16 protein-coding genes and 1 riboswitch are annotated in these 15,566 nt (G+C 61.0%); of the genes, 6 read left to right on the top strand and 10 right to left on the bottom strand.

What is annotated here, in order from left to right:
* Positions 1–59: 59 nt before the first annotated feature.
* Complete coding sequence (locus HYX42_RS15515; protein WP_293404605.1) at positions 60–632, bottom strand: TMEM165/GDT1 family protein; 573 nt, start codon at positions 630–632, stop codon at positions 60–62.
* Positions 633–643: 11 nt separating this feature from the next.
* A riboswitch (yybP-ykoY riboswitch) is annotated at positions 644–838 on the bottom strand.
* A 152-nt stretch (positions 839–990) separates the two neighbouring features.
* On the opposite strand from HYX42_RS15515, the gene HYX42_RS15520 reads away from it, so the two are divergent.
* From HYX42_RS15520 to HYX42_RS15535, 4 genes are all read left to right on the top strand, one after another.
* Positions 991–2,193, top strand: a complete 1,203-nt coding sequence (locus HYX42_RS15520) for an ammonium transporter (RefSeq protein ID WP_293404607.1) — start codon at positions 991–993, stop codon at positions 2,191–2,193.
* Between the two features lie 331 nt (positions 2,194–2,524).
* A complete protein-coding gene (locus HYX42_RS15525) occupies positions 2,525–3,091 on the top strand; it encodes a sigma-70 family RNA polymerase sigma factor (protein ID WP_293404609.1) in 567 nt (188 codons plus the stop codon).
* 37 nt (positions 3,092–3,128) lie between these two features.
* Complete coding sequence (locus HYX42_RS15530; RefSeq protein ID WP_293404611.1) at positions 3,129–3,344, top strand: zf-HC2 domain-containing protein; 216 nt, start codon at positions 3,129–3,131, stop codon at positions 3,342–3,344.
* A 300-nt stretch (positions 3,345–3,644) separates the two neighbouring features.
* The gene (locus HYX42_RS15535) at positions 3,645–4,097 is read left to right on the top strand and encodes an RNA-binding protein (RefSeq protein WP_293404613.1); all 453 of its coding nucleotides are present in this window, start codon (positions 3,645–3,647) and stop codon (positions 4,095–4,097) included.
* Positions 4,098–4,230: 133 nt separating this feature from the next.
* Here HYX42_RS15535 and HYX42_RS15540 read toward each other — a convergent pair whose 3' ends face one another.
* From HYX42_RS15540 to HYX42_RS15555, 4 genes are all read right to left on the bottom strand, one after another.
* Entirely contained in the window at positions 4,231–5,004 is a 774-nt protein-coding gene (locus HYX42_RS15540) for an SDR family oxidoreductase (protein ID WP_293404615.1), read from the bottom strand.
* Positions 5,005–5,034: 30 nt separating this feature from the next.
* Positions 5,035–5,718, bottom strand: a complete 684-nt coding sequence (gene lptC, locus HYX42_RS15545; protein WP_293404617.1) for an LPS export ABC transporter periplasmic protein LptC — start codon at positions 5,716–5,718, stop codon at positions 5,035–5,037.
* The gene (locus HYX42_RS15550; RefSeq protein ID WP_293404619.1) at positions 5,715–6,266 is read right to left on the bottom strand and encodes an HAD hydrolase family protein; all 552 of its coding nucleotides are present in this window, start codon (positions 6,264–6,266) and stop codon (positions 5,715–5,717) included. Before HYX42_RS15550 ends, lptC begins: the two co-directional genes overlap by 4 nt.
* Positions 6,267–6,378: 112 nt before the next feature.
* On the bottom strand, positions 6,379–7,371 hold the full coding sequence (locus HYX42_RS15555) for a KpsF/GutQ family sugar-phosphate isomerase (protein ID WP_293404621.1): 993 nt from the start codon (positions 7,369–7,371) through the stop codon (positions 6,379–6,381).
* A 206-nt stretch (positions 7,372–7,577) separates the two neighbouring features.
* On the opposite strand from HYX42_RS15555, the gene HYX42_RS15560 reads away from it, so the two are divergent.
* Positions 7,578–9,590: a monovalent cation:proton antiporter family protein gene (locus tag HYX42_RS15560; RefSeq protein ID WP_293405420.1), complete on the top strand. Its 2,013-nt coding sequence runs from the start codon at positions 7,578–7,580 to the stop codon at positions 9,588–9,590.
* Positions 9,591–9,603: 13 nt separating this feature from the next.
* On the top strand, positions 9,604–10,176 hold the full coding sequence (locus tag HYX42_RS15565) for an adenine phosphoribosyltransferase (RefSeq protein ID WP_293404623.1): 573 nt from the start codon (positions 9,604–9,606) through the stop codon (positions 10,174–10,176).
* A gap of 16 nt (positions 10,177–10,192) precedes the next feature.
* Here the strand turns inward: HYX42_RS15565 and HYX42_RS15570 are convergent, their stop codons facing one another.
* The 5 genes from HYX42_RS15570 to yidD all read right to left on the bottom strand — a co-directional run bounded on the left by HYX42_RS15570 (position 10,193) and on the right by yidD (position 15,558).
* The gene (locus HYX42_RS15570; protein WP_293404625.1) at positions 10,193–10,996 is read right to left on the bottom strand and encodes a hypothetical protein; all 804 of its coding nucleotides are present in this window, start codon (positions 10,994–10,996) and stop codon (positions 10,193–10,195) included.
* Between the two features lie 321 nt (positions 10,997–11,317).
* A complete protein-coding gene (locus tag HYX42_RS15575; RefSeq protein ID WP_293404627.1) occupies positions 11,318–11,809 on the bottom strand; it encodes a Crp/Fnr family transcriptional regulator in 492 nt (163 codons plus the stop codon).
* A 110-nt stretch (positions 11,810–11,919) separates the two neighbouring features.
* Positions 11,920–13,326: a tRNA uridine-5-carboxymethylaminomethyl(34) synthesis GTPase MnmE gene (mnmE, locus tag HYX42_RS15580; RefSeq protein WP_293404629.1), complete on the bottom strand. Its 1,407-nt coding sequence runs from the start codon at positions 13,324–13,326 to the stop codon at positions 11,920–11,922.
* A 163-nt stretch (positions 13,327–13,489) separates the two neighbouring features.
* Complete coding sequence (gene yidC, locus HYX42_RS15585) at positions 13,490–15,229, bottom strand: membrane protein insertase YidC (protein ID WP_293404631.1); 1,740 nt, start codon at positions 15,227–15,229, stop codon at positions 13,490–13,492.
* Entirely contained in the window at positions 15,226–15,558 is a 333-nt protein-coding gene (gene yidD, locus HYX42_RS15590) for a membrane protein insertion efficiency factor YidD (protein WP_293405422.1), read from the bottom strand. Before yidD ends, yidC begins: the two co-directional genes overlap by 4 nt.
* Positions 15,559–15,566: the final 8 nt, after the last annotated feature.

Here is a 15,566-nt window from a genome sequence, read left to right on the forward strand (position 1 = left end):
TCCTGCGGCCCGGCCAAGCCGGTTCCGCGGACCTGCTTGCTTAAGAGGGCTTGTGCGGATCAACCACCGGTCAGCATGGGCCACAAGGCGATAACCCCGAGCACCGCGAATACGCATGCAGACACCACATGCACCACACGTAGCGGTACCAGCCGCGTCACGCGCTCGCCCAGCCAGACGACAGGCGCGTTGGCCAGCATCATGCCCAGCGTGGTGCCCGCGACGACCGCGATCATGGCGTTGTAGCGCGCGGCGAGCATGACTGTGGCGATTTGTGTCTTGTCACCCATCTCGGCCAGAAAGAACACCACCACGGTGGTGGCGAAAACACCGAAGCGGGGTGCTTTGCTTTCTTCTTCTTTTTCGAGTTTGTCGGGGATCAGCATCCACACGGCCATGGCGAGGAAGGAGGCGCCCAGAATCCAGCGCAACGTCTGCGGGCTGATCAGGGTGGTGACACAGGCGCCCGCAGCGCCGGCCAGCGCGTGGTTGAGGATGGTGGCGACAAAGATGCCGGCGACGATGGGCCAGGGTTTCTTGAAGCGGGCGGCCAGCACAAGGGCCAGCAGTTGCGTCTTGTCGCCCATTTCGGCGAGAGCGACGATGCCTGTAGAGACGAGGAAAGCTTCCATACAAATAGACCTCCGGCCGGAAAACAAAAACCATTGACTGCACGGCATCCCCGGCCAATAGCGGAGGCTGTGCAGTCAAAGGTCTCGCCAGGTCTGTGGAACTGTTTGCGCCATGTCTGCCTTGTTGCAAGGCCGGACAAGTCTGTTGACGCAAACCCCTTTCAGTCTTTGCAGACGAAGGGCGGCTACTCCCCAATGACAGCCTTCATTCTAACCCTTCTGGCCTCAATACCCGGGTTAAACCCTGAATTGCACGCTATTGGCGCATTTATTGCTTGTATTTGGTGCGCTCATTGAATTTCAGCCAATAACGCACCACAAACAAACAATTCATTCAGTTTTCATCCAAGAGGAACCTATGGAAGCACTAAAACAGGGCTCAGACGCCTTGTTCATTTTGTTGGGCGGCATCATGGTGCTGGCCATGCATGCCGGTTTTGCGTTTCTGGAGCTGGGCACGGTCCGCAAGAAAAACCAGGTCAATGCGCTGGTGAAGATCCTGGTCGATTTTTCGGTCTCGACCATTGTTTACTTCGTGGTGGGCTTCGGCGTGGCCTACGGCACCCACTTTTTTGTGGGCGCCGAACAGCTGGCCGCCAAAAACGGTTATGAGCTGGTGCGCTTCTTCTTTCTGCTGACCTTCGCGGCGGCCATACCGGCCATCATCTCGGGCGGCATTGCCGAGCGCGCACGGTTTTACCCGCAGCTGATCGCCACAGCCGTCATCGTGGGTTTTGTTTACCCCTTCTTTGAGGGCATCGCCTGGAACCAGCACTTCGGCGTGCAGGCCTGGATCAAGTCGCTGACGGGCGCCGAGTTTCATGACTTTGCCGGCTCCATCGTGGTTCACGCCGTGGGCGGGTGGCTGGCCCTGCCGGCAGTCATCCTGCTGGGCGCGCGCAGCAACCGCTACCGCAAGGACGGTGCGGTGTCGGCGCACCCGCCATCGAACATCCCCTTCCTGGCGCTGGGCGCGTGGATTCTGACCGTCGGCTGGTTCGGCTTCAACGTGATGAGCGCGCAGACCATAGACAAGATCTCGGGCCTGGTCGCGGTCAACTCGCTGATGGCCATGGTGGGCGGCACGCTGGCCGCGCTGGCTTTCGGCAAGAACGATCCGGGCTTTGTGCATAACGGCCCGCTGGCCGGCCTGGTCGCCGTGTGCGCGGGCTCTGACCTGATGCACCCGCTGGGCGCGCTGGCCACCGGCGGCGTGGCCGGCGGCGTGTTCGTCATGATGTTCACGCTGACGCAAAACCGCTGGAAGATCGACGACGTGCTCGGCGTATGGCCGCTGCACGGCCTGTGCGGTTTGTGGGGCGGGATTGCCGCCGGCATCTTCGGCACCAAGGCCCTGGGCGGGCTGGGCGGCGTGAGTTTCAGCGCACAACTCATAGGCAGCGCGATGGGCGTGGTGTGGGCCGTGGCCTCGGGGTTTGTGGTCTACGGCATCCTGAAAGCGGTCATGGGCCTGCGCCTGAGCCAGGAAGAAGAATTTGAAGGGGCGGATTTGTCGATTCACCGCATTGGCGCCACGCCTGACCGCGAAGTGAACTGGTAGGGCAGACGGATTTGCAGGCAGGTTGCTATTTATTTGGTAGCTGCTCACGTACGTATTTATTGGCTTGCAGCCGAAATTAGCCCCTGAGAACGGCCTTTTTCGGCGTTTTGGCATGTTTTTGAGCCACGCTGCATACCGGAAGGGCCAAAAGTTAATATGGAAGTTAACTTTTCGGGTCTTTTTGCCGTGCACGTTAAAAATTTAGCGTATACGTCAAAAGTCCGTCGTCATTGCGGGCCTGGTGCGTCGGCCAGGCACAGCAAACCTTACACCGCCGCATCAAAATAAATGTCTACCGCAATCGCACACTGCGGGGCTAGACTTCCCGCCCATGGCCACCTTTGAAGAGCAGCTCGTCGAGCACCGCAGCTACCTGATGCGTTTTGCGCGCCTGCAACTGCGCAATGACGCCTGGGCAGAAGATGCGGTGTCCGAAACCCTGCTGGCGGCCCTGGCCAAACCGCAGACTTTCGGCAACCGCTCCCAGCTCAAGACCTGGCTGGTCGGCATCCTCAAGCACAAGGTCATAGACATGATCCGCAGCAACACGCGTGAGGTGTCGGCCACCGATGCGGATACCGACCATGAAGGCGACGAGCTCGACAGGATGGCCTTCAAGGCCGACGGGCATTTTGCAGAGGAGCCCAACGACTGGGGCGACCCGCACAAGACCTTGCAGCAAAGCCAGTTTTTCCAGGTGCTGGACGCCTGCATGGAGCGCCTGCCGCCCGCGCTGGGCCGGCTGTTTTTGATGCGCGAGTGGCTGGAGCTGTCGTCGCAGGACATCTGTAAGGAACTGTCCCTGACGCCGACCAACCTGTATGTCCAGTTGCACCGGGCCCGCCTGCGTTTGCAGGAGTGCCTCAACATCAACTGGTTCGGCAGGCATGGCGCCTAGGGCCTGTTAACTTATTGGCCATACAGGCATTTCTGACGTGAAACCGAAACTCACCCTGCTCAGACGTACCTGCCGTGAAGCGGCGGCGCTGATCATCGCGCGGGAAGACCGCGCCCTGAACCTGCCGGACAGGGTCGCGCTGAAGCTGCACCTGCTGGCCTGCAAGGCCTGCCCCAAATTTGCCAACCAGGTGCTGACACTGAGAAGCGCCATGGGGAAGTGGCGGCGCTACACCGACGACAGCGGCAACTGACGACCGGCTTACGCCAGACTGACGCGCCCGGATACACAAACCCGCCAAGGGCCCCGGGCTTGGGTAAAGCCGCCCCCAAAACCGCCGGAGATGGCGTGGTTACAGGGTTTTTCCCGTATCGAAGAATACCAATGTTGCTTGACTTCCAGTCGAGTGCCGCATAATGTACGCCTACAAATGTCCGCATTTGTACAGGTCAGGTGATCGGTCAGTTTCGCGCGCCACAGCGGTACGTATAAACATTTGTTGTGCTTTCGGGACCCCATCGCTTTTGTTATTGTGTTTTAGAGGAGTCCCTTCATGGGCAACAAACTTTACGTCGGCAATCTGCCGTACTCGGTTCGCGACGAAGACTTGCAACAATCTTTCGGCCAGTTCGGCTCTGTCACCAGCGCCAAGGTCATGATGGAACGCGATACCGGTCGCTCCAAGGGCTTTGGTTTTGTCGAAATGGGCAGCGATGCAGAAGCCCAGGCAGCCATCAACGGCATGAACGGCCAGCCTCTGGGCGGCCGTAGCGTTGTCGTCAATGAAGCCCGTCCCATGGAAGCACGTCCTCCACGCAGCGGCGGTTTCGGCGGCGGTGGTGGTGGATACGGCGGTGGTGGTGGTGGTGGTGGATACGGCGGTGGCGGCGGTGGTGGCCGTTCCGGTGGTGGCGGCGGTGACGGCGGCTTCCGCAGCCCATACGGTGGCGGCGGCGGCGGTGGCCGTTCCGGCGGCGGCGGTGGTGGTGGCCGCGGCGGCTACTAAGCCCCCGGATCCCACACACCCGCATCAGCCGAAAGGCTGATGGCAAGCTGAAAAGGCTTCAAGACCCAGGTTTTGAAGCCTTTTTGCATTGGTAGCTCCATACAGCGCAGGCTTCCAAAAAGAATACCTGCCTTCAGCTGCCCAGTCGCTTCTTTCGCGCACGGCCCGACAGCGCCTTGTCGAACACGGCATTGGGCAACAATCGCAAAAGTTTGGCTACCACGCCCATCTGCCAGGGAATAACGCTGTAGCTGCTGCCAGCCTGTATGGCCGCAAAAGCCTTGTCCGCAAAGTCGTCCGGCTTCATGAGGAAGGGCATGGCGTAGCTGTTCTGCTGCGTGAGCGGCGTATCGATATAGCCCGGGCAAATCGTCACCACATTCACGCCCGCGCTTTTAAGTTCACCTCGCAGGCTTTCACAGTAGGCGATGACTGCGGCCTTGCTGGCGCAGTATGCGCCGTGGCCCGGCAGGCCACGAATGCCGGCCACGCTGCCTATGCCCACCAGCGCGCCCGAGCCACGCCTGGCCATGGCCTCGATAAAGGGGTTGAAGGTGGCTGCCACGCCGATGTTGTTGGTCGCAAAGGTCTGGCGCATCACATCCAGGTCTTCGCGCATGGCCGTATCCATGCCAATGCTGATGCCCGCATTGGCAATGACGACATCAGGCACACCCTGTGCCGCAATACAGGCGCGGCCGGCGGCAACAATGCTGTCGATGTCTGACACATCGGCGCTGTAGACCCGGTAGCTGTCGGCGCCTATGGACCGGGCATGCGCCCAGGCCTCAACTTCGGCAGTCCGGCGCGCGACCAGTGCCAGCCGATAGCCCGCCTGAAAAAACCGCAGCGCCAGCGCCTGGCCTATGCCACTGGAGGCGCCTGTGATGAATACGAGTCTGGACACACGGCCCTCCTGACTTTGAACGGAACGCCGCTACCGGGGCGGCACGGGCACAAGCACCCTGGGCACCAGCACACCCTTGACACGGCCATTGAGGTCGGCCACGCCCGTCAGGTTGTTGAAGGCAAACGTATCGCCCGTGAACTGGTCACTGCCGCGGATCAACACAACCGGCAGGTGCGACTTGACCCGTTCATCATTGATGTAGGCATGCAGGAATTCACCCTGAAACTCCATGCGCGGCAGATCGTTGCCGTCCGCATCTTTTGCGGCCTCGCGCACCACGCGCGCATTACCCATGAGCTGCACTTCCGAGCCATCGCCATTGGACAGGGCGCGGTTGCCGGTAGACGTCACCAGCCGACCCGCATCGCTGATGCTGCGAATGCGCGGCGCGTCAATCTCCAGCGTATCGGTATCGGGGTAGTGACGCGCCTCTATGCCGTAAATTTCGCTCTTCAACCTGCCTGTCTCATCATAGGTCTTGATGGTGAACTTGCGCATGAAGTAATCAATCTCGTGTTTGGCCTCCTTCGCCGCTTCGGCCGGACCAAACACCGGCGAGTTCCGCACCAGCCAGTAGGTGCCCAGCGCCAGGCCGCCCATCAACAGCAGCGGCAGGTAAATGGACACGTGGTCCCAAAGGCGCAGGGCCTTGCGCCAGGGTTCACGCATGGCGCGCAAGGCGGTCGTCAACGGCGTGACAGCCCTGCTCATGCGTAGGCTTTCAACAAGGCCGCGTAATGTCCACCGGCTATCAGCAGCAGGTCGCAAAAAGCGCGTGCAGCACCGTGCCCGCCCTGCTCATGGGTGACGTAATCAGCCGCCGCCCGTACCTCTGCGTGGGCGTTGGCGGGGGCCGCGCTGAATGCCGCCTGCCGCATGACGGGCAGGTCGGGCCAGTCGTCGCCGATAGCCGCAGCCTGCGACCAGTCCAGACCCAGCGCCTTCAGCGTGGTCTCGGCGGCAGGGCGTTTGTCTTCTGTGCCGAAATGCGTATGAACAACGCCCAATGCATCCAGCCTGCCACGCAGCGCAGGGCTGTCGCGCCCGGTGATCACCACAGGCGTGATGCCGGCTTTCTGCAAGAGCTTGAGCCCGTGGCCGTCCAGCGTGTTGAAGCGCTTGAGTGTTTCGCCGTGTTCAGACACGTACAGGCCGCCATCTGTCAACACACCGTCGACATCAAAAAAAGCAAGGCGTACGCCTTGTGCCTTGAGCAACAACTCTGGCGAAAAACTCAGGGCAGGCGACATGACGCTCATCAAGAAGATCCGTGCAAGCAGGGGCCGCGGGACCGGCTTTGCCGGACCGCAGGCGCAGCGGCCCCCCGGGGGGGCAGGAAGTTACACGAAGTGAACGACCGTGGGGGCCACATCAGATGACCTTCGCCCGCATCAGATCGTTGGTGTTGAGCGCACCGCACAGCGCGCCTTCATCATCAACGATCAGCACGCTGGTGATGCTGTGCTGCTCCATCAACTCAACCGCATCCACGGCCAGCGCATCGGCGCGCAGCGTGCGCGGGTTGGCATGCATGACTTCGCCCGCCGTGGCGGTGCGAAGGTCCACGCCTTTTTCGACCAGGCGGCGCAGGTCGCCGTCGGTAAAAATGCCCAGCACGCGCCGGTTTTCATCGACCACGGCAGAAGCGCCCAGCCCCTTGCTGCTCATTTCGCGCATCAGATCGGTAAAGCCGGTGCCAGGCGTCACACGCGGCACCTGGTCGCCGCTGCGCATGACGTCACTGACATGGGTCAGCAACTTGCGGCCAAGTGCACCGCCGGGGTGGGAGCGTGCAAAGTCTTCTTCCTTGAAGCCGCGCGCATCAAGCAGCGCCACGGCCAGCGCATCACCCAGCGCCAGTTGCGCCGTGGTGCTTGCGGTAGGAGCCAGATTCAATGGGCAGGCCTCTTTGGCCACGCTGCTGTCGAGCGTGACGCTGGCCTGCCTGGCCAGTGAGGAGTTTGCACCCCCGGTGATGGCCACCAGCGGAACACCCTGCCGGCTGAGCACCGGCAGTATGGAGGTCAGCTCGGCACTCTCGCCGCTGTTTGAAATGGCGAGGACCACGTCCGCATCGGTCACCATGCCGAGGTCGCCGTGGCTGGCCTCGGCGGGGTGCACAAACATGGCCGGCGTACCGGTAGAGGCCAGTGTGGCGGCGATCTTGCGCCCGATGTGGCCGCTCTTTCCCATACCCATCACGACCACCCGGCCGCGGCAGGCCAGCATGATCTGCACGGCTTCGGAAAACTCTGGCCCGACGCGACTGGCCAGCCCCAGGACAGCGGCGGCTTCAATCTCGAAAGTCTTGCGGGCAAGTGCCTGCGCCTGCAAGGGATCAAAGGAAAGCGCGTCAAACGTCATCACAGCATTCTATCGACGCGTGCCGGGCGACGAGGCTTTACTGGAATGGGGTCTCCAGAAATCCGATTCCCGGGATGGAGGGCAAGGCGCACGGAGCGGAGGACACCGGAATGCACTTGGGTGCATGAGGATTCCGAGCACCGCGCAACGCCGCCATACGCCCGGGAATCGGATTTATGGAGACCCCCATGGGCTACCATCAAAGGATGAGCGCGCTCGAACTGACCCTGCTTTACCTGCTGGCCGCCGTGCTGGGCGTGGTGGCGTGCCGGTCGCTCAAATTGCCGCCCATGCTGGGCTACCTCGCCGTGGGTGTGCTGATTGGCCCCCATGCACTGGCACTTTCGCAGAATGCCGAAGCTGTGCGTCATTTGGGCGAATTCGGGGTGGTGTTCCTGATGTTTGTCATCGGCCTGGAATTCAACCTGCCCAAGCTGCGGTCCATGCGCGGACATGTTTTTGGTCTCGGCCTGCTGCAAGTGGTGCTGACGGTGTTGCTGGCCACATTCGGCTCGCTTTTCCTTGCCAGCATGGCCCCTACGCTGTGGAAGATGGAGTGGCAAACCGCGCTTGCATTGTCGGGCGCCATTGCCATGAGCAGCACGGCCATCGTGGTCAAGCTGCTGTCGGAGCGGCTTGAACTTGAGTCAGAACATGGCAAGCGCATCATGGGCGTATTGCTGTTCCAGGATCTCGCCGTGGTGCCCCTGCTGGTGCTGATTCCCGCATTGGGCTCGTCGCCTGACAAGCTCTTCACCGCGCTGGCCCTGGCGGGGCTGAAAGCCGCCGTTCTGGTCGGCATTCTTCTGACGGGCGGGCAACGCGTGATGCGCTGGTGGCTGACCATCGTTGCGCGCCGCAAAAGTGAGGAACTGTTCGTACTCAACCTGCTGCTGGTCACACTGGCGTTATCGTGGCTCACCGAACTCGCGGGCCTGAGCCTGGCCCTGGGCGCCTTCATCGCGGGCATGCTGATTTCGGAAACCGAGTTCAAGCACCAGGTTGAAACCGATATACGGCCATTTCATGACGTGCTGCTGGGGCTGTTTTTTATCAGCGTCGGCATGATGCTGGACTGGCGCATCGTGCTGGAGCGCTGGCCGCTGGTTCTTCTGCTGGCCACACTGCCGGTGATTTTCAAGCTGGTGCTGGTGACCGGGCTGGCCAAGGCACTCGGTGCGACAGCCGGCGTCTCGCTGCGTACCGGCCTCTACCTTGCCCAGGCCGGCGAGTTTGGCTTTGTGCTGCTGTCGCTGGCCAATGACAGCCAGCTGGTGCCACCCGCATTGCTCAACCCGATTCTTGCCAGCATGGTGCTGTCCATGCTGGCCACGCCTTTCATCATCATGTACAGCAACCAGATCGTGATGAAGCTGGTGGCCAGCGAGTGGCTGCAACAGTCGCTGCAGATGACCACCATCGCACGCAAATCCATCAACGCCGACAAACACGTCATCATCTGCGGCTACGGCCGTTGCGGCCAGAACCTGGGCCACATGCTGGAGGGCGAGGGCATCCCCTACATGGCGCTTGACCTGGACCCGGACCGCGTTCGCCAGGCCGCCGCCGCCGGTGACTCCGTCGTGTTCGGCGATGCCGTACGCCTGCAGGCCCTGATGGCTGCCGGTCTTTCGCGGGCGAGTGCTGTGGTGGTGACCTATCTTGACACCGCCAGCGCCCTCAAGGTGCTGGCCAACGCCCGGGCCCACGCACCGACGGTCCCTGTCATTGTTCGTACGGTGGATGACCACGACCTGGAAAAATTGCAGGCCGCCGGCGCGACGGAAGTGGTTCCTGAAGCGATAGAGGGCAGCCTGATGCTGGCCAGCCATGCCCTGGCCCTGGTAGGTGTACCCATGCGGCGCGTGATCCGTGTGGTGCAGGAGCAGCGCGACGCACGCTACAACCTGCTGCGCGGTTACTTCCGCGGTGCCGATGACGACACCGTCAACGAACTCGACGAAGAACGGCTGGCCACGGTGACCTTGCCGCTGGGCACGCGCTCCATCGGCCAGGCGTTGGGCGCCTTTGCGCTGCATGCAGCTGGTGTGCGGGTGGTCAGCCTGCGCCGGGCCAATGGCAAACCCGCAGACCCGGGCGAAGATACGCAGCTTGAAGGCGGCGATACGCTGGTGTTGTCCGGCAAGCCGGGAGCACTGGCGATGGCAGAAGAAAATCTGCTGCGCCGCCGTTCATCCAGAAACAATTCCGCATCCTGACAGGTAGTCCTCAATGCCAGAACTCGAAAACCTCAACCGGGCAGGCATCAGCGCCTACCTGAGAAACCACATCCGCACCGTCCCCGACTGGCCCGCCCCCGGTGTGCAGTTCAGGGACATCACGCCATTGCTGCAGAACCCCAAAGTCTTTCGCGTGCTGATCGACGCATTCGTTCACCGCTACATGGACCCGGCGCTGCGGCCCGATGTTGTGGCCGGCCTGGATGCGCGCGGGTTCATTCTGGGGGCCGTGGTCGCCTACGAATTGAATGTCGGCTTTGTGCCCATCCGCAAGAAAGGCAAGCTGCCCTTCACCACGGTGCAGGAAACCTATGAACTGGAATACGGCAACGCCACCGTCGAGCTTCACACCGACGCCGTCACCGCCGGCCAGCGCGTGCTGCTCATCGATGACCTGATAGCCACGGGCGGAACCATGATGGCGGGGAAAAACCTGCTTGAAAAACTCGGCGCCGTTGTGACCGAAGGCGCGGCGATTGTGGATTTGCCCGAGCTGGGCGGTTCACAGAAGATCCAGGCGGCTGGCCTGCCCCTGTTCACGCTGGTGGATTTCGCGGGTCACTGAAACCCGGGCGCGACGTTCAGTTCAGGTCGCCGTACTGTGTTGCGCTGAGCGCCGGCACCGCAGCAGATTCGGGCATTTCGGTGTCTTCAAACCCCGTCAGCAAGGTGTATGAGTGCAGGCCGGTACGCGTCTTCCCGCTGGCATCGACGGACACCGGCGCAGCAGATGCACTGGCCAGCGCCTGCTTGAAGGCCGTAACCTCATCGTCCTGGATGGGGTCGTAACGCGAAGCGGGTTTTTTCAAAGGCATGTTGAGCGGGGCATGCCGGTCGGAAACCGCCGCCGCCTGCGAAACCGCAACAGCAAGCGGCATTGGCGCGGATGTCATCGTCTCACGGCCCGCAGTGCGATCTGCAGCGACTTCAGCCGCCGTCCTGGCATCTGATCGCCAGTACACCGCCGTCACCACAATCTCAAAGCGCGCCCTCGCGGTCTGGACGATCAGGGTCTCGATATCGGCGAGCCTGTCTGACTGGCGCCCCAGGGAATACGCAACGTCCATCATGACCAGAAACTGGTCACCGCGCTGATCGAGCGATAACACCTTGAACCTGTAGCTTGCAGCCAGCACGCCGGCACGCGTCATTGCTTCACGTACAGCCACGTACAGCTGCTCGCGGCGCGCATGCCGCCTGACCTTGCGCAACTCGCTTCGATTGGCAGGATCTGCAGCGCCCGCCTTTGCGACCGGCGGAGCCGCCTGGGGTCTGTCCCTTGCCGGCACGGACCGGCCACAGCTGTCACGCAGGCCGCTGCTGTCCGCTGGCCCGGAATGGGCGGGGGTGTGGGATTTGCGGGAGAACCAATTGAAGACGGACATTTTCTGATCCCGAAATGAAACGATGCTGCTTGCCCTGCTTCACCCATGACTAACAGTTGATCCGGGCCCACCCTGAACACAGGACTGCGCTTTATCGGAGTTTACGCAAGAGGCCGCGCGTTACGCGGACCGCTCAGCACGCCAGTGAAACCGCTAGTAACCGGAATTGCGCCAACTGGCAATAAGTCACAACTCGCCATTTGCCTTGTGAGACCACATGCGGGGGGGCGAAAACACGGATTCGTTGAAGAATGGTTGCCGAGCTGGCCATACCTCTGGCAAAGCCTGCGACGGCCGGTTACCGGCAGTTTGCCAAAACCGTCAGGTCACCGCAACCCGTTTCGGCCGGTTGTAGAGCCTTTTGGCCATGACACCGCCCATGGCCATGGTCAGCTCCAGCGCCAAGGGGCTTTGCCGGTTCGCAAGCTCAAGAAAGCGGATGGGCGTGAGGCTCCACAGCTTGCAGGCCCCCGACGCCTGCACAGTCGCGCTGCGTGCCTGATGCGAGAAGAACGAGCCCTCTCCAATCACCGTTCCGGGCCCGACAAGCGCCATACGCACACGGGACTTTTCATCTTCGTAGTGCACGCTGAGCGTGCCGCTTTCGATGAAATAGATGGTTCGGTCCGTTGCCCCCTGCTCGATCAATACCTGCCCGCTGCCCAGTGCAAAGGGTTGCATGTATCCGGCAAGAATGTCCCAACTCTGGGGTGAGAACTGGCAGCGCAGGGCGTCGCTCGCATTGCAATGCGCAATGGCCTGGGCAAGCCCGTGTATGTCAAACCGTAGATTGGCGGGTAGTGCTGCATTCATGATGCAGGGAAGATACCCGCGGCGGACCAGCCCCGGCAAGGCATGTTAACGCCCGCTTACACCTGATACATGAATACTTTGGGTTGAAGTGCCGAGAGCGCGGGCAGAGACTATTTACCGATGCAAAACTTCGAAAATATCTCGCCAAGCAGGTCATCCGGCGTAAATTGCCCGGTGATTTCACTCAAGTGGCGTTGCGCCTGCCGCAGGTCCTCGGCCAGCAGGTCCAGCGCAGGCACCCGCGACAGCAGCTGGGCAGAAGCACGCGACAGCTGTTCATCCACTTTTTGAAGGGCATGAACATGCCGCTCTCGCGCCATAAAAACACCTTCAGGCGCAGACTGCCAGCCGACAAGTTGCAACAGGCGCAGACGCAATTCCTCCAGCCCCGAGCCCGTCCTGGCCGAGACGGCAACGCCGCGGTCATCCGGTGGGGCAGCAGCCACATCCGATTTGTTCCAGACATCAATCACCGGCGTGGTGGCGGGCAACTTTTTCAGCAAGGCCTCATGGATATGCGCATCGGCCTGGATGTAATCGGCGGCGCCTTGTTGCGTCAGGTCATGCAGAAACAGTACGGCATCAGCGCTTTCAATTTCTGTCCAGGCGCGCTCGACACCGATTTTTTCAACCTCATCCAGCGCTTCGCGCAAGCCGGCCGTATCAACCACGTGCAGGGGGACACCGTCGATCTGTATGAGCTGTGTGACCTTGTCACGCGTGGTACCGGCAATCGGCGTGACGATGGCGAGCTCGGCGCCGGCCAGGGCATTGAGCAGCGAGCTTTTACCGGCATTGGGCTGGCCCGCAATCACCACCTTGATGCCTTCACGCAGGATGGCCCCCTGACCGGCACTCTGCATGACACCCTGAAGTGTTTGCTGCAAACGCGAAAGCTGGCCTTGCGCATCGGCCTTTTGCAGAAAGTCGATGTCTTCTTCCGGGAAATCCAGCGTTGCCTCAACCAGCATGCGCAGATGAATGAGCTGCTCCAGCAGCGTATTGACCGCCTGCGAGAACTCGCCGGACATCGAGCGCGCAGCAGAGCGGGCTGCCGTTTCGGTACTGGCGTCAATCAGGTCGGCGATGGCTTCGGCCTGGGCCAGATCTATCTTGTCGTTAAGAAAAGCCCGCTCGGTGAATTCACCGGGTAACGCGACCCGCATGTTCGCCAGTGACGGCTTGCCCGTCTGCGGGTTGATGGCCGCCGCCGCCTCGAGGCAACGCGCCAGCAAAAGCTGCAGGACCACGGGGCCGCCATGGGCCTGCAGCTCAAGAACGTCCTCGCCGGTGTAAGAGTGGGGCGCCGGGAAATGAATGGCCAGACCCTGGTCAATCACGCCGCCAGTGGCGTCGCTGAAAGGCAGGTAAGTCGCCATGCGCGGCGACAGGGGCTTTCCACAGATGGCCTGAATGACCGGCGCAATGTCGCCGCCCGACACACGCACAATGCCCACGGCACCGCGGCCTGGGGCGGTAGCGATGGCGACGATGGGATCATGGTGACGTGCAAGCATGGCTGAATGTTAAATGCCTGAAATGCAAAGGGCCGCGAAGCGGCCCTTTTTTTGGTTTCAATCTCCCAGCGATGTTGTCTTCGCAAAAGACAGCGCGGAACCGGCTTTGCCGGGCCGCAGATGTCGCCCCCTGGGGGGAGGGCGTCGAAGACGCTTCGGGGGGTTACTTAAACTTCGGTAAGTTGAACTGTGGCGGCACGCCCATACGCGTGTTGATGACCCACTGCTGTGCGATCGACAAAATGTTGTTGGTGATCCAGTACAGCACCAGGCCGGACGGGAAGAAGAAGAACATCACGCTGAAAATCAGCGGCATGAACCACATCAGCTTGGCCTGCATCGGGTCGGGTGGTGCAGGGTTCAGCGCGGTCTGCAGCATGGTGGTGAGCGTCATGATCACTGGCAGGATGAAATACGGGTCTGGTGAAGACAAATCCCTGATCCACAACATCCACGGCGCGCCGCGCATTTCAACGCTGGACAACAACACCCAGTACAGCGCAATAAACACGGGGATCTGGATCATGATGGGGAAGCAGCCGCCAATCGGGTTGACCTTTTCTTCCTTGTAGATCTTCATCATCTGCTGCTGCATTTCCTGGGGTTTGTCTTTCAGGCGCTCGCGCATTTCCATGATCTTGGGGTTGATGGATTTCATCTTGGCCATGCTGGCGTAAGCCTTGGCATTGAGCCAGTAGAAGGCAATCTTCAGCAACAGCACCAATGCCACGATGGACCAGCCCCAGTTCTGGATAAAGCCGTGCAGCTTGTCCAGCAACCAATAGAGCGGCTTGGCCAGGATGGTCAGCCAGCCATAGTCCTTGACCAGCTCCAGGCCGGGCGCCATGGCTTCAAGTGTTTTTTCTTCCTGCGGGCCGACAAAAAACTTCGCGTCTATGGCCTTGCTTGTACCTGCTGCAATGGTGTCCAGCGATGTGATCATGCCGACCGCGTAGAGGTTGTTGTCAACCTTGCGTTCAAACAGGTCGCGCTTGATGCCGTCGCCCAGAATCCAGGCCGATGCAAAGTAGTGCTGCACCATGGCGATGTAGCCGTTGGTCGCTGTTTTTTCGACTTCAACCTTGCCTTTTTCGATGTCCTTGAATTCAATCTTCTGGTACTTCTTGGCCTCGGTGTAGATCGCAGGGCCAGTGAAGGTTGAATAGAAAGACGACTCGCCCGGTGGCGGGTTGCCGTCACGCACCAGCTGGTAATACAGCTGTGGCGATACCGCGGTGCTGCCGGTGTTGACCACTTCATGGCGCACAGCAATGTCGTAGGCGCCGCGCTTGATGGTGTAGGTCTTGATCAGTTTCAGGCCGCCAACATCGGGCGATTCAAACTTCACCACCAGCTCGTTCTGGCCGTCTTTCAGGCTGCGTTCACCGGGGGCGGCAACCATGATGGTTTTATGCGTTGGCAATGCAGGGCCACCGGTACCGGCAGCGATCAGGCCGGTTTGTGCAACGTAAACGCGGTTGCTGCTTTCGTCCAGCAATACAAACCCCTGGTCCTTGTTGGCCTGGTCCTTGAATTTGTTGAACGACGACTTGACCAGCGTGCCGCCTTCGGTATCGAAGGTCAGTGTAAACACATCGCTGTTCACCACGATGCGTTCTTTCACGCCCTGAAGCGGCGCAGGTGGCACGCTGCCGGGTGCAGACACCATGCCCGGCACACTGGTTGCGCCAGTCGCCACGGGCGATGGCACTGCAGAAGGCACACCGCCAGGCACAGCGGCCGATGAGGCGGCGGGTACAGCAGCAGGCGCAACCGCCTTGGAGCTAGCGGCGCTTGGGAAAAAGGTTGGCTGTTTGCCATTGTGGACTTGCCACTGGTCCCACAGCAGGACCATGGAAAAACCAAAAATCACCCACAAAATGGTGCGGCGGATGTCGTTCATGACGGCTTCTTTTTAGAGGGGGTGGAAGTCACGGGTGTGACGAGACGGGTAAACAGGGATGTGCGGGTATCGGCATGCGGCCTGCGCGGTGGAACAGGGTCGTGACCCCCATCACACCAGGGCTGGCAGCGCACCAGGCGATGCAATGTGAAGTAAGTGCCGTACACCGCACCGTATTCCTGCAGCGCCTGCAGCGAATAGGCGGAGCAGGTGGGTTCAAAACGGCACGACGAGCCCAGCCAGGGGCTGAGCAGCAAGCGGTAGGCCTTCACCAGGCCCATGAGCACGGTTTGCGGCAAACGAAAGAAAACGGCCAGAAAAGGTTTCATGCGCACGA

The sequence above is a fragment of the Polaromonas sp. genome, assembly GCF_016185115.1.
Taxonomy (GTDB): domain Bacteria; phylum Pseudomonadota; class Gammaproteobacteria; order Burkholderiales; family Burkholderiaceae_C; genus Polaromonas.